Genomic DNA, 13534 nt, shown 5'->3' with positions numbered 1-13534 from the left:
CCCGCTCACCCGGTGCGCTGTGCGGCCCGCAGCGTGATCCGCACGCACAGCCCGCCCCCGGGAGCGTCCACCAGCGTCACCGTCCCGCCGTCGTCGGTCACCAGCTGCTTGACGACGGCGAGGCCGAGACCGGAACCGGAGCGCCCGGTGAGGCCCTGACCGCGCCAGAAGCGGTCGAAGGCGCGGGACTTCTCCGCGTCCGACATGCCCGGTCCCTCGTCGAGGACCGACAGCACCACCTTGTCGCCCTTCGACTCCGCCCGGACGGTGATCGTCCCGCCGTCCGGTGACACCTCCAGGGCGTTCGAGAGCACGTTGTCCAGCACCTGGTCCAGATGACCGGGGCTGGCCAGCACAGACGGCCGGTCGTCGACACAACTCCCCCTGAGCGCGATGGTGACACCGCGCTCGTCGGCGGCCGGCCTCCACACCGACAGCCGTTCGGCCACGATGTCCGTCAGCGACAGCGGTTCGGCGGCCGTCACCTTGGCCTCGGCCCGCGCCAGCACCAGCAGCCCGTTGACCAGGCGGCTCATCCGCACCACCTCGGCGGTCGCCTGCTCCACGTCCTCCCGTACGAACTCGTCGTCGACGCCGTCGGCGATGTTGTCCAGGGAGAGGCGGAGCGCCGTCAGCGGGGTCCGCAGCTGGTGCGAGGCGTCCGCGACGAAGATCCGCTGCGAGGCGATCAGCGTGTCGAGGCGCTCGCCCGCCTGGTTGAGGGTGATCGCCAGGGTCTGCGTCTCCGGGGGGCCCGCCACGGGGGAACGGGCCGTCAGATCGCCGTCGCTGAACCTGCTCGCCATGGAGTTGAGCGCGCGCAGCGGGGCGGTGATCCGGCGGGCGGCGATCGCCCCGATCGCGGCGGCCGCCGCCAGGACGAGCGCGGCGAGCCCGGCCCGGAAGCCCCAGATCTGCCACAGCCGCCTGGTCATGTCCGAGGTCGAGTAGACGATCCGTACGGCCGCGTCGCCCTGGGCGGGCACGGTGATCGTCAGGCGCTTGCCCCAGATGAAGTCCGAGCCCCAGTCGGTCGTCGGATCGTTGTTCTGCACGGCCCGGGTCAGCGCCGCGTCCGCGGTGGGCCTCGGCAGGTCCGGGGCGCAGCTGCCGGCGGGGGTCACCTGGACGTCGCCGGGGGTCCTACGGCCGTACGCGTTCGCCACCTCGGTCAGGGCCTCGCACGAGATGCGGTCGCCGTTGCCCAGCAGCAGCGCCATCGTGTTGGCCTCACGCATGACGGACAGCTCGGTGTCGTCCCGCAGCTGCTTGGTGAGGGTGAAGGCCACCGGCACCGTGAACAGCAGGATCGCGACCGCGACCAGCAGGATGTAGCTGCGGATGAGCTGGCGGTTCATGAGGACCCGGGGCCCTTCACGGTCTTCGGGCCGTGGGTGGTCTCCGGGCCGTGGGCGGTTTTAGGGCCGTGGGTGGTCTCCGGGCCGTGGGCGGTCTTAGGGCCGTGGGTGGTTTCCGGGCCGTGGGCGGTCTTAGGGCCGTGGGTGGTTTCCGGGCCGTGGGCGGTCTTAGGGCCGTGGGTGGTTTCCGGGCCGTGGGCGGTCTCCGGGGCCTTCACGGTCTCCGGCGCCTTCACGATCTCCGGGTCCTTGACGATCTCCAGCCGGAAGCCGACGCCCCGCACCGCCTCGATGGCGACGACCCCGGCGAACTTCCGTCGCAGCGCCGCCACGTGCACGTCCAGCGTCTTCGTCGGCCCGAACCAGTTCGCGTCCCAGACGGCTTCCATGATCTGCTCGCGCGACATCAGCGCGCCCGGCTCCTCGGTGAGGAAGGAGAGCAGGTCGTACTCCTTGGGCGCGAGGGAGACCTCCGCGCCGTCCACATGGACGCGGGCCGCCTTGCGGTCGATGGTCAGACGGGCGCCGTACCGGTCGGCGCCGTTCTCCGCCGCGGCGGTCGTGCGCGGCTGGACCCGCCGCATCACCGCCCGTATCCGTGCGATGACCTCCCGCACCCCGAACGGCTTGGACACGTAGTCGTCGGCGCCCAGCTCCAGGCCGACCACGCGGTCCGTCTCGTCGCTGCGGGCGCTGATCACGATGATCGGCACGCTGCCGCGCTCGCGCAGCGCCTTGCAGACGTCGAGGCCGTCGGTGTCGGGCAGCCCCAGATCCAGCAGCACGACGTCGTAGGGGTCGGAGTGGGCGAGGGCGGCGGCGCCCGTGGTGACCCAGTCGACCTCGAAGCCGTAGCGCTTCAGGCCGCGCCGCAGCGACTCGGCGACCGGCTCGTCGTCTTCCACCAGGAGTACGTGCACAGCCGCACGATAGTGCGTGAGAAGTGCTTGAAACTTAATTCACAGCTATCACTTCGGCTTCAGTGGGAAGGGACTCCCCGAAGCGGGCGTCCGGACATCTCACGATGCGGTACTCGGGAGGTGAATTTCGGGCGCTCGTTAGACTGAGCCGACCGCAGTACAAGGGCGTATGTGCGGAAACGAACGAACTGAGCGAGGAGCGCACGTGGGCCTTGTCGTGCAGAAGTACGGAGGCTCCTCCGTAGCCGATGCCGAGGGCATCAAGCGCGTCGCCAAGCGGATCGTGGAAGCGAAGAAGAACGGCCACCAGGTGGTCGTCGTCGTTTCCGCGATGGGCGACACGACGGACGAGCTGATCGATCTCGCCGAGCAGGTGTCACCGATGCCCAGCGGACGAGAGTTCGACATGCTGCTGACCGCCGGAGAGCGGATCTCCATGGCCCTGCTGGCCATGGCGATCAAGAACCTGGGCCACAGCGCCCAGAGCTTCACCGGCAGCCAGGCAGGCGTCATCACCGACTCGGTCCACAACAAAGCCCGGATCATCGACGTCACGCCGGGCCGCATCCGGACCGCGCTGGACGAGGGCAACATCGCCATCGTCGCCGGGTTCCAGGGTGTCAGCCAGGACAAGAAGGACATCACCACGCTGGGGCGCGGCGGGTCCGACACCACGGCCGTCGCCCTCGCCGCCGCGCTGGACGCCGAGGTCTGCGAGATCTACACCGACGTGGACGGCGTCTTCACCGCCGACCCGCGCGTGGTGAAGAAGGCGCGGAAGATCGACTGGATCGCCTTCGAGGACATGCTGGAGCTCGCGGCCTCCGGCTCCAAGGTGCTGCTCCACCGCTGTGTGGAGTACGCCCGCCGCTACAACATCCCGATCCACGTCCGCTCGTCCTTCAGCGGGCTGCAGGGCACGTGGGTCAGCAGTGAGCCGATCGAGCAAGGGGACAAGCCGGTGGAGCAGGCCATCATCTCCGGTGTCGCGCACGACACCTCCGAGGCCAAGGTCACGGTCGTCGGCGTGCCGGACAAGCCGGGCGAGGCCGCCGCGATCTTCCGCACGATCTCCGACGCCGAGATCAACATCGACATGATCGTGCAGAACGTGTCCGCGGCCTCCACCGGCCTGACGGACATCTCCTTCACGCTCCCCAAGGCCGAGGGCCGCAAGGCCATCGACGCCCTGGAGAAGAACCGCGCCGGCATCGGCTTCGACTCGCTGCGCTACGACGACCAGATCGGCAAGATCTCGCTGGTCGGCGCGGGCATGAAGACCAACCCCGGCGTCACGGCCGACTTCTTCAAGGCCCTGGCCGACGCGGGCGTCAACATCGAGCTCATCTCGACCTCCGAGATCCGGATCTCGGTCGTGACGCGCGCCGACGACGTCAACGAGGCCGTGCGCGCCGTGCACACCGCCTTCGGCCTCGACTCCGACAGCGACGAAGCCGTCGTCTACGGAGGCACCGGCCGCTGATGGCCGTACAGCCTGGGATGTCCGCCCGCAGGCGGCCGACGCTCGCGCTCGTCGGGGCGACCGGAGTCGTCGGCGCCGTCATGCGCCAGATCCTGTCCCAGCGGGCGGACGTCTGGGGCGAGATCAGACTCGTCGCCTCGCCGCGCTCGGCCGGCCGCAAGCTGGCCGTGCGCGGCGCCGAGGTCGAGGTGCTGGCCCTGTCGGAGGAAGTCTTCGACGGGGTCGACGTCGCCATGTTCGACGTCCCCGACGAGGTCGCCGCGCACTGGGCGCCGATCGCCGCCGCCAAGGGCGTGGTCGTGGTGGACGACTCCGGCGCCTTCCGGATGGACCCGGACGTGCCGCTGGTCGTCCCCGAGGTCAACGGGCACACGGTGCGCAACCGGCCGCGCGGCATCGTCGCCAACCCCAACTGCACCACCCTGTCGATGATCGTCGCCCTGGGCGCGCTGCACGCCGAGTACGGGCTGCGCGAGCTGGTGGTCTCCTCGTACCAGGCGGTGAGCGGGGCCGGGCGGGCCGGGGTGGAGACGCTGCGGCAGCAGATGGCGCTGGTCGCCGGCACCGAGCTGGGGACCAGCCCCGGGGACGTGCGGCGGGCCGTCGGCGACAACACCGGGCCGTTCCCGGAGCCGGTCGCGCTGAACGTCGTCCCCTGGGCGGGCTCGCTGCGCGAGGACGGCTGGTCGTCGGAGGAGATGAAGGTACGGGACGAGTCCCGCAAGATCCTCGGACTGCCGAAGCTGCCGGTGGCCGTGACCTGCGTGCGCGTCCCCGTCGTCACCACGCACTCCCTCACCGTCCACGCCCGCTTCCAGGACGAGGTCACCGTCGACGGCGCCCGCGAGATCATCGCGACGGCCCCCGGCGTCGTCCTCTTCGACAACCCGGCCGCGGGCGAGTTCCCCACCCCCGCCGACGTCGTCGGCACCGACCCGACCTGGGTGGGAAGGGTGCGGCGGGCCCTCGACGACCCGACGGCGCTCGAACTGTTCGTGTGCGGGGACAACCTGCGCAAGGGAGCCGCCCTGAACACCGCGCAGATCGCGGAGCTGGTGGCGGCGGAGCTGGGCTGACTCGCGAGTCAGGAACTGTGCCGGATCTGTGGACAAAAGCCCTGGCCAGAGCCTTGGGAAAGTGTGAGCCGGTCGATGGTTCGGAACCCTTGTATCGGACAGCGTTTCCGTTTGAAGATTGTCCGAAGACTTCCTCCCCGTTCTGTGCAACCGCGCGCAGGGCGGGGAGCGTCTTTGCGGTCCCGGCGTGGGGACGCCGTGATCCGGGCGTGGGGACGCCCGTTCATATGGGATACAAGGGAAGAGCGGGACACATGAGACGGGTAGACGTGGCCTCGTCCAACGTAAAAGTGACGCCCGGCACGTACAACCTCCGCGGGGGGACGTGTGTCCAACTGGCGTGGCTGAGGTACTCGAACTCCCGATGGCTCGCGCCGTCCTGCGACCCCGCATGCCCGGCGCGCCCGGCGGCATGCCGGTGATCGCGCCCATGCCCGCAGCGCGGCCCGCCCGCATACCCAGTCAGCGTGACGGCGTCGAAGAGGCCGTGGCGGCCGGAACCACCGTCGATCACCTCACCGAGACCTACCGGGCGCACTACCGCTCGCTGCTCGGTCTCGCCGCCCTCCTCCTCGACGACACCGCCTCCTGCGAGGACGTCGTCCAGGAGGCCTTCATCCGCGTCCACTCCGCACGCAAACGCGTCCGCGACCCGGAGAAGACCCTCGCCTACCTCCGCCAGACCGTCGTCAACCTCTCCCGCTCCGCACTGCGCCGCCGCATCCTCGGCCTGAAGCTGCTCTCCAAGCCGATGCCGGACATGGCCAGCGCGGAGGAGGGCGCCTACGACCAGCTGGAGCGCGACTCGCTCATCAAGGCGATGAAGGGCCTCCAGCGCCGCCAGCGCGAGGTCCTCGTGCTGCGCTACTTCGCCGACATGACCGAAGCCCAGGTCGCCGAGACCCTCGGCATCTCCCTCGGCTCGGTCAAGGCGTACGGCTCGCGCGGCATCGCCGCCCTGCGGATAGCCATGGAGGCTCCGGCGTGAGCGGGGAAGCCGAAGGGCGGGACCCCCACGAGAGCCACGACAGTCACGAGAGTCATGGGGGCCACGACAGTCACGAGCGCCACGAGCCGTTCGCGTGGCACGAGCCGACGGCCTCGTCGAACCCGCCGCGTTCGACAGGCTCGTCGGGCAAGCAAGAGCCGAAGCAATCGCACGCTGGGAACTCAACCGTGAACCACCACCTCGACGACCAGGGCCCCGAAGGGCTCGACTCGGACGAGCTGGCACTGCGCCGGATGCTGCACGACGCCGTCCAGGAGATGGAGCCGCGCGACGGCGCCCTGGACCACCTGCGGCGGGCCGTCCCCGTCCGCCGGGCCCGCAAGCGGCAGGCGGCCGTCGGCATGGCGGCCGCGGCGCTCTTCCTCGGCACCGCCGTCCCGGCCGTGCTGCACGTCTCAGGCGCAGGCAGCTCTGATGCCAACCCTTCCATCGCCGGCCAGGCCTCACAGGCGCAGGGAGGCGTGGATCAGGGCAAGAACCCCGACGGCGGCTCCTCGGGCAAGGTCGGCGACTCCTCCGGTCAGACCGGTGAGCAGGACAAGGGCGGCGCCACCGACTCCGGCCCGGGCAAGGAGTCCGCGGGCGGCACCGCCTCCAGCGGCGCCGACCCGACCGCCGGGACGCACATGAGCGTGGCCGCCTGCGAACCGTCCCAGCTCGAGGCCGCGACCCCCGCCGTCGCCGTCCCCGACTCGGGCAGCATCGTCTACGGCGCCTTCCGCGTCACGAACTCCTCGCCCACCGGCTGCACCGTCGGCGGCAAGGTCTCCGTGACGTTCGACGCGCAGGGCGCCGCCGACAGCACGAAGATCACCGTGGTCGAGCACACCTCCGGGGACGCGGCGGCCGGCCTTCCCGACCCCTCCCTCTACGTCACCGAGCACCTCCTCGCCCCCGGCTCCGCCTACGAGGTGAAGTTCGCCTGGGTGCCCGCCGCGACCTGCCCCACCACCGGCGGCAACAGCGGCGGCGACAGCGGCGGCGGTACGGCGTCCCCGTCGCCCACCGCGTCCGAGCCGACCGGCACGACCGGCGAGACCACGTCCGGCACCTCGCCCCAGCTGCTCACCGAGGACGGCACCACGGCCGACGGCAGCGTCGTCGTGTCGTACACGGCGGAGGGCGGCTCGCCGACCGCCAAGGCCACGGTGACGAACGCGTGCACGGGGACGATCTACCGCACGGGCGTGCTGGTGTCCTCATGAACCGCTGACCTGACGGGCTCCCCGGGCCCCTCGGGTTCCTCGGGCTCCCCGGGCCCCTCGGGCACGATCCCGAGCTCCGCGTCGCGCGCGAACTCCACCTCGCGGCGCAGCAGCCGGAACCACATGAACACCACGAACCCCGCGAAGACGAACCACTCGCCGGTGTAGCCCAGGTTCTGGAACGCCTTCAGGTCGAGCCCCGTGTCGGCGGCCGCCTTCGCGGGCACCGCCGTCATCCCCTGGTCGGCGGTGGCGAGGGTGATCCAGGCGTCGTAGAGGTCGTCCGGCACGAGGTTGACCAGCGAAGCCGCACTGATCGCCGCGGTCTGCCCGGCCGGCAGACCGCCCTGGGCGCTGACTCCGTTGTCGCCGGGCTGCTCGGACGCCTGCAGCGCGCCGGTGACGGTGACCTCGCCGGTCGGCGGCGCCGGGGCTTTGGCGGAGTCGGCGGCGCCGGGCAGCCAGCCGCGCACGACGGGCAGCGCCCTGCCGCCGTCGGTCCGCAGCAGGGTCAGCACGTAGTAGCCGTTCTTCCCGTCCAGCTCCCGACCGGGCACCAGCAACTGCCTGCCGTAGCGCCCGGTGGCGGTGGCCTGCCTGCCGGAGGTCGCCTTGTCCACGGGCAGCAGCTCGGCGAGCGGCCGCGGAGCGTCCGTCTCGGCGGACCGGGCCTGCGCCTTCGCGTCACGGTGGTCGTCCACCCGCGCCTCGAACCGGCTCAGCTGCCAGGACCCCATGAACACACAGAAGGGGATGGCCAGCAGCACGAAGACGTTGATCCCCCACCACCGTGGAGTCACCAGAAACCGGTACACGCCTCCCACGGTACGGGGCGACTGCGGGGGACCGGCTGGCGGGGTGAGGCTCGCGAGGTGGCTCATAGGTGCGAAGCAGGTGCGAAGACGGTGGGAAGTTGTCCACAGGCTGGGGGCTGTGGAGGTCGATTGTCGTCGCGGACGGGCAGTATGGGCTTATGACTGAGAGCAACGGGTCCGCCGCACCGGAGCGGGACGAAGAGATGCCGGGGATGCCGGACTGGGAGAAGCGCTTCCGGGCGCCCCGGGTGTCGCTGCCCGACTGGGCGGAGGACGCGCCGCACCGCTCCCTGTTCGTGTCGAACGCGACCGGGACGTACGAGTTGTACGCCTGGGACCGTTCCACGGGCGACCAGCGCCAGGTGACGAACCGGGCCAACGGCACGACGGACGGCGTGCTCTCCCCGGACGGCGCGTGGATCTGGTGGTTCGACGACAAGGACGGCGACGAATTCGGCGTCTGGCGCCGCCAGCCGTTCGCAGGCGGCGAGGACGAACTGGCGACGCCCGGCCTGGACCCCTCCTACCCGGCGGGCCTGGCGCTGGGCCGGGACGGCCGTACGGCGGTCGTCGGCCGCTCGACGGACGAGGAGGGGACGACGATCCACGTCGCGCGGGCCGGCGAGCCCCCCTTCGAGCTGTACCGCCACCGGGAGTCGGCGGGCGTGGGCGACCTGTCCCACGACGGCAGCCTGATCGCGATCGAGCACACCGAGCACGGCGACGCGATGCACTCCGCGCTGCGGGTGCTGCGCCCGGACGGCTCGACGGTCGCCGAGCTGGACGACACCCGGGGCGGCGCCGAGGAGCTGGGCCTGGAGGTGCTGGGCTTCGCCCCGGTCGACGGCGACACCCGGCTGTTGATCGGGCACCAGCGGCGGGGCCGCTGGGAACCGCTGGTCTGGGACGTGGCGACGGGCTCGGAGACGGACCTGGCCCTGGACCTGCCGGGCGACGTCAGCGCCGAGTGGTACCCGGACGGCTCGGGCCTGCTCATCGAGCACAGCTTCGAGGCCCGCAGCGAACTGTTCCGCTACGACTTCGCCGACGGCGAGCTCGTGAAGGCAGCGACCCCCGCGGGCACGGTGTCCGGGGCGACGGCCCGCCCGGACGGCAGCGTGGAGTACCTGTGGTCGTCCGCGGCCCAGCCGCCGGCGGTCCGTTCGACGACCGGCGGGGTCGTCCTGGACCCGCCCGGCACGAAGTCCCCCGGCTCGGTCCCGGTGGAGGACGTGTGGGTGGAGGGCCCGGGAGGCCGTATCCACGCCCTGGTGCAACGACCGCAGGGCGCGGGCATGGGCCCCCTCCCCACCGTCTTCGACATCCACGGCGGCCCGACCTGGCACGACAGCGACGCCTTCGCGGCGGCCCCGGCGGCCTGGGTGGACCACGGCTACGCGGTGGTCCGCGTCAACTACCGCGGCTCCACGGGCTACGGCCGCGCCTGGACGGACGCGCTGAAGCACCGGGTCGGCCTCATCGAGCTGGAGGACATCGAGGCCGTCCGCGAATGGGCCGTCTCGTCCGGTCTGTCCGACCCCGCCCGGCTGATCCTCACCGGCGGCTCCTGGGGCGGCTACCTCACCCTCCTCGGCCTCGGCGTCCAGCCCGACGCCTGGACCCTGGGCATCGCCGCCGTCCCCGTCGCCGACTACGTCACGGCCTACCACGACGAGATGGAGGCCCTGAAGGCGATGGACCGCACCCTGCTGGGCGGCACCCCGGAGGAGGTCCCCGACCGCTTCGAGACCTCCTCCCCCCTGACCTACGTCGACAAGGTCCGGGCCCCCGTCTACATCTCGGCCGGCGTGAACGACCCCCGCTGCCCCATCCGGCAGATCGACAACTACGTCAAGCGCCTGGAAGCAAGAGGAGCCACCCACGAGGTCTACCGCTACGACGCGGGCCACGGCTCCCTGGTGGTCGACGAACGCATCAAGCAGGTGAGGCTGGAACTGGAGTTCGCAGAGAGGCACTTGGGGTAGGCGGTTTGTTTCGACCGGACGGGGTGGACGGGCGGACGGGGCGGACGGGCGGGGTCGCTCTCGGCGATCGACCATCCCAGGGGACCATCGGGCGCGGCGTCCGTCCACGCACCGCCTCAGACGGCCCAGGAGTGCGTCGGCTCGTCCAGCCAGGCTGCCTGTCGTCCCTCGGTGGTGACCGTCAGGCCGAAGCGTGTGTGCTCGGGCCTGTCGTGGCCGATCCACCACCGATGGGCCGCCTCCACCTCGTCCCACAACCGGCGGGGCCCTGACTGCCAGACGCGGGCCTCGTCCTCCCCGTCGCGGAACATCACGCATGCCCACGAACGGTCGCTGAGCCCGTAGAACCACACTGGGCGGGCTCCGTCGCGCTTGTCGGCCACAGCCTGGACGCAGTCCCGGACGCGCAGTCCAAGAGCGAAGGGGAGAGCGGTGTGCCTTCCGGTGACGAACTCCGATTCCGTGATCTCCGTGGCGGACACGTGGATACCGTCACCGTCCATGCCCTCCGCTGGGACGTACTCGCCATGCCGTGGCAACGACAGTCGCTGAGCACGCAGCTTCATGAACTCCACGGGACGGGTGAAGTGCCCGGACGCCTCCCCTGCGCCGACGACGAGCCGGGCGACGGCATCCGCGTTGGTCAACGACCCGGGACTAAAGTCCCGGGCTTGCACAGCGGGCGCCACTGGCTGTGGTGCTGCGCTTGCGTCCGGTCCCGCCCTCGGGTGTCGGGGGTGGGTCTGGGGCGGTTGACTGCGCCCCGCGTCGCCACAACTCTTCCGCACGAGCACGGATGTTGCGGGAGCCGTTGCGGTCTGCGTGATCAACGAATCCGCAGGACCGGCACGCGAACCAGGCCTGGGAGACCCGGTTCGCTCTGTCGATGTGGCCGCATTCGGCGCAGGTGCGGGAGGTGTACGCCGCATCGACGTACACCACCGGCACCCCGGCTTTCTTGGCCTTGTACGCGATGAACGCCCCCAGCTGGGCGAAGGACCAGCTGGAGTGGGTGGCCCGTTGGGGCTTGCGAAGCCGTACCCGTTCGCGCATGCCCGTCAAGTCTTCCAGGGCGATTCCGCGACCGGTGCGTTCCGCCTCGGCCACCACATGTTTCGCGATCTTGTGGTTGACGTCCTTCGCCCGCCGCGCTTCCTTGCGCCGCCGCTTCTTCAACCGGCGTTTGGCGGACGGGGTGTTCTTCTTCTGCAGCTTGGTCCGCAGGGTGCGTTCACGCAGCCGTCCCCGGTTCAGGGCGCGCCCGGCCATGATCTCGCCGTCCGAGGTGGTCGCGATGTTCACGATCCCCAGATCGATGCCCAGGAAGCCGTCCGGGGCGGTGTTCGGCTCGGCCTCGGGGAGTTCGCAGGTGGCCTGCAAAAACCACATGCCGTCGCGGTACAGCAGGTCGGACTCGCCCTTGCGGTACAGGGCGAGGCGGGCCAGCTGCTGCGGGGAGGCGGTGAACGCCACCCCCTTCACCCTCCCCGACAGGGTCCAGATGGAGACGGTCCGCTCAGCGATCTGCCAGGACAGCATCCGGTCGTCGTAGGGCTGCGCGCCCTCGGGACGGAAGACGACCGGCTTCTCGGCGGCCCGCCGGTACCGCTTCGACCACGGCTTGCCCAGGTTCCCGGCCTTCAGGTTCGCCTTGAGAGTCGTATAGGCGTCGCACGTCTTCTTGATGACGTGCTGGGCGGCCTGCGCGCCCAGTCCCCACCGCTGCCTGATCTCGGTGTAGGTGTGCTCGCGCAGCGCGAAGTTCCGCTTCGCATCCCTGTCGAAGGCGACCTCGGACGCCCAGGTCGCCGCCTCGTTGCAGGCGTGCAGGGTCGCCTCAAGCGCCGCCGCCTGTATGGGCGTCGGCAACAGCTTGACCTGCACCACCAGCTTCATGACACCCAAAGCTACACAGCCATCCCGTACGAACAGCCGACTTCCGCACACCCGTCCCGCCATTCAGCGACCCACCGACCATACGTTCGACGCTGCCGCGCCCCCGGCTTCGCCGGACAGCCCAACGGGCGCTCCGCGCCCGAACTCCCGGATCCTGCAACGCTCCGCGTCACCCCTTCACGATGCGATTCCTCTCAGGCGTGAACGCCTGGGGTTCCTCGCAAGAATCGCGCTGAAGTGCGTGCCCCATGGGGCGACGATCAGGCCGCCGGGCCGGGTCTGCTCGATCCATGCCCGAGGGATCTCCCGGACTCCGACGGTGGCCAGAACGCGGTCGTACGGTGCCGCGACCGCATGCCCCTCAAACCCGTCGCCCGCGATCACCTCCGGATGGAGCCCGGCCGCGCGGAGCCGCTCGCGGGCCTGTCGCGACACGGAGGGATCCACCTCGACCGTGGTCACCTTCCGGCGGTCGAGCCGGTGTGTCAGGGCTCCCGCCGTCTCGCCGGTGCCGGTGCCGACGACGCGCATCGCCTCGTCCACGTCGAGGGTCTGCAGCATCGCGTACACGACGGAGGGCATGGAGGAGGAACTGGTGGACACCCGCCCGGGCTCGGTGCCGGAGTGCTCACCGTCGTCCCACTGGGTCACGATGGGGATGTTGCTGTCGGCAGCGGCATACCAGGCGTCTGGGTCGCCCGCCCGGTCCACGGCGACGCTCCTGCCCGCGTCCATGTCGAACGGCCACATCAGGTCGGGCAGGAAGGCGGCTCGATCTACGACCGCGAAGGTGGGAGCCCAGTCCGACGACAGCGCACGCGCTTCGACGAGGACGCGCCCCAGCCTCTTGCGGCCGGGGCGGTCCACCTGCGCGGAGTCGAGCGTCACCTGCGGTGCGGCCCTGTCTCGGAGCGGCCGCCATGGGGGTGCGTGGGGTGCGTGGGGTGCGTCAGTACGGTGCCCGCGCCGGCACCAGGGCGAGGACGGGGGCGGATACGGCCGCCACGTACACGAACAGGCCGGTGACGGCCCTCACGCGGGGTTCCTCGGCGGCTGCTGCCGGTGGCACGAGCAGCGGCATCGGTGGACGAGCAGTACGCGCGTGGAGTGCGGCAGCGGTACGTCGTCGAGCTGGCGGCACCAGGCGTGTACGTCCTCGTAGCCGGGCGTGCGGGCCAGCGTGCACTCGGCGGACAGGGTCTCGGTGGTGTCGGTCACCGTCGTCACGAGTGATCGCTGCCGATCTTCACGTAGTGGTCGCACAGGGCGTTCAGGACGCGGGCCAGTCGCTGGGCGTGGCCGACATTTCCGCCGAATCTCGGGCTCGGATCGGTCCGGAGTTTCCCGCGTGCTTCCCCGACACAGGCGAGCGCGCAGTATCGAGGGATGCTGTCCTTCCCCAGCTTCCCGGCCGCTTGCTCGACTTCGGGGATGAGCAGCTCCAAGTGTCGGCGTACGGTCTCTGTCAGCGTGGCCAGTTCGTCGGCGGGCGGGGGCAGCATGCCCGGCGCGGCGTCCGGGGCCAGCAGGATCTCCACGGTTTCCCGCATCAAGGCGATGTCCACGGGGTGCGTCGTGTTGCCGCTCCCTACGGTGGAGCGCGCCAAGCGGCCCCCGCCGGGCGTCGTCTCGGCACTCCCGTGGGTGCTGCCGGGCGGGGCGGTACCGTTCGTCATGTCGACTCCTTTCAGTCGGCCACGCCCCGGGACCGTCGCGAGCGGTCGCCGGGGTTCGCAGTGTCAGCTGCCGGGCACTGAAAGGAGACTGGACCGGTGGACCGGTCCAGT

General features: G+C 70.9%; 11 protein-coding genes and 2 pseudogenes. 5 read left to right on the top strand and 8 right to left on the bottom strand.

Annotation, left to right across the window (positions count from 1 at the left end; translation table 11 throughout):
• Positions 1-5 precede the first annotated feature (5 nt).
• Positions 6-1358 (bottom strand): ATP-binding protein, encoded by a 1353-nt coding sequence (locus ACIBAF_RS38975; protein WP_399469743.1) that lies wholly within the window; start codon positions 1356-1358, stop codon positions 6-8.
• A 245-nt stretch (positions 1359-1603) separates the two neighbouring features.
• Positions 1604-2278: pseudogene (locus ACIBAF_RS38970) on the bottom strand (response regulator transcription factor); the annotation flags it as partial.
• Between the two features lie 205 nt (positions 2279-2483).
• Between ACIBAF_RS38970 and ACIBAF_RS38965 the strand changes: the two are divergent.
• From ACIBAF_RS38965 to ACIBAF_RS38950, 4 genes are all read left to right on the top strand, one after another.
• Complete coding sequence (locus ACIBAF_RS38965; protein ID WP_399469741.1) at positions 2484-3761, top strand: aspartate kinase; 1278 nt, start codon at positions 2484-2486, stop codon at positions 3759-3761.
• A gap of 17 nt (positions 3762-3778) precedes the next feature.
• Positions 3779-4837 carry an aspartate-semialdehyde dehydrogenase gene (locus tag ACIBAF_RS38960; protein ID WP_399469819.1) on the top strand — a complete coding sequence of 353 codons (1059 nt, stop codon included), beginning with the start codon at positions 3779-3781 and terminating at the stop codon, positions 4835-4837.
• Between the two features lie 412 nt (positions 4838-5249).
• Positions 5250-5825, top strand: coding sequence for a SigE family RNA polymerase sigma factor (locus ACIBAF_RS38955; RefSeq protein WP_079664898.1), 576 nt, complete (start codon positions 5250-5252; stop codon positions 5823-5825).
• A gap of 188 nt (positions 5826-6013) precedes the next feature.
• Entirely contained in the window at positions 6014-7051 is a 1038-nt protein-coding gene (locus tag ACIBAF_RS38950; RefSeq protein WP_399469739.1) for a hypothetical protein, read from the top strand.
• Here the strand turns inward: ACIBAF_RS38950 and ACIBAF_RS38945 are convergent.
• The gene (locus ACIBAF_RS38945) at positions 7021-7866 is read right to left on the bottom strand and encodes an SURF1 family protein (RefSeq protein WP_399469737.1); all 846 of its coding nucleotides are present in this window, start codon (positions 7864-7866) and stop codon (positions 7021-7023) included. The two genes, ACIBAF_RS38950 and ACIBAF_RS38945, sit on opposite strands and share 31 nt — an antisense overlap.
• A gap of 158 nt (positions 7867-8024) precedes the next feature.
• Here ACIBAF_RS38945 and ACIBAF_RS38940 point away from each other — a divergent pair, with 158 nt between their 5' ends.
• A complete protein-coding gene (locus ACIBAF_RS38940; RefSeq protein ID WP_399469735.1) occupies positions 8025-9851 on the top strand; it encodes a S9 family peptidase in 1827 nt (608 codons plus the stop codon).
• A gap of 116 nt (positions 9852-9967) precedes the next feature.
• Here the strand turns inward: ACIBAF_RS38940 and ACIBAF_RS38935 are convergent.
• The 5 genes and pseudogenes from ACIBAF_RS38935 to ACIBAF_RS38915 form a co-directional block, all read right to left on the bottom strand.
• Positions 9968-10495: pseudogene (locus ACIBAF_RS38935) on the bottom strand (protein-L-isoaspartate(D-aspartate) O-methyltransferase); the annotation flags it as partial.
• A 13-nt stretch (positions 10496-10508) separates the two neighbouring features.
• Positions 10509-11747 carry an RNA-guided endonuclease InsQ/TnpB family protein gene (locus ACIBAF_RS38930; RefSeq protein ID WP_399469733.1) on the bottom strand — a complete coding sequence of 413 codons (1239 nt, stop codon included), beginning with the start codon at positions 11745-11747 and terminating at the stop codon, positions 10509-10511.
• Between the two features lie 177 nt (positions 11748-11924).
• Entirely contained in the window at positions 11925-12635 is a 711-nt protein-coding gene (locus ACIBAF_RS38925; protein ID WP_399469731.1) for a methyltransferase domain-containing protein, read from the bottom strand.
• Positions 12636-12779: 144 nt separating this feature from the next.
• Entirely contained in the window at positions 12780-12974 is a 195-nt protein-coding gene (locus tag ACIBAF_RS38920; RefSeq protein ID WP_399469729.1) for a hypothetical protein, read from the bottom strand.
• Positions 12971-13423: a DUF6415 family natural product biosynthesis protein gene (locus tag ACIBAF_RS38915; RefSeq protein ID WP_399469727.1), complete on the bottom strand. Its 453-nt coding sequence runs from the start codon at positions 13421-13423 to the stop codon at positions 12971-12973. Before ACIBAF_RS38915 ends, ACIBAF_RS38920 begins: the two co-directional genes overlap by 4 nt.
• Between the last annotated feature and the right edge of the window lie 111 nt (positions 13424-13534).

This window comes from Streptomyces sp. NPDC051677 (assembly GCF_044453465.1).
Lineage (GTDB): Bacteria > Actinomycetota > Actinomycetes > Streptomycetales > Streptomycetaceae > Streptomyces.
This window is presented reverse-complemented; position numbering and strand designations above follow the sequence as displayed.

Excerpts from the sequence above, each read along its gene's own strand:
- ACIBAF_RS38975 (WP_399469743.1), bottom strand. The coding sequence starts at position 1,358 with ATGAACCGCCAGCTCATCCGCAGCTACATCCTGCTGGTCGCGGTCGCG.
- ACIBAF_RS38940 (WP_399469735.1), top strand. The coding sequence starts at position 8,025 with ATGACTGAGAGCAACGGGTCCGCCGCACCGGAGCGGGACGAAGAGATG.
- ACIBAF_RS38930 (WP_399469733.1), bottom strand. The coding sequence starts at position 11,747 with ATGAAGCTGGTGGTGCAGGTCAAGCTGTTGCCGACGCCCATACAGGCG.
- ACIBAF_RS38915 (WP_399469727.1), bottom strand. The coding sequence starts at position 13,423 with ATGACGAACGGTACCGCCCCGCCCGGCAGCACCCACGGGAGTGCCGAG.
- ACIBAF_RS38960 (WP_399469819.1), top strand. The coding sequence starts at position 3,779 with ATGTCCGCCCGCAGGCGGCCGACGCTCGCGCTCGTCGGGGCGACCGGA.
- ACIBAF_RS38955 (WP_079664898.1), top strand. The coding sequence starts at position 5,250 with ATGCCGGTGATCGCGCCCATGCCCGCAGCGCGGCCCGCCCGCATACCC.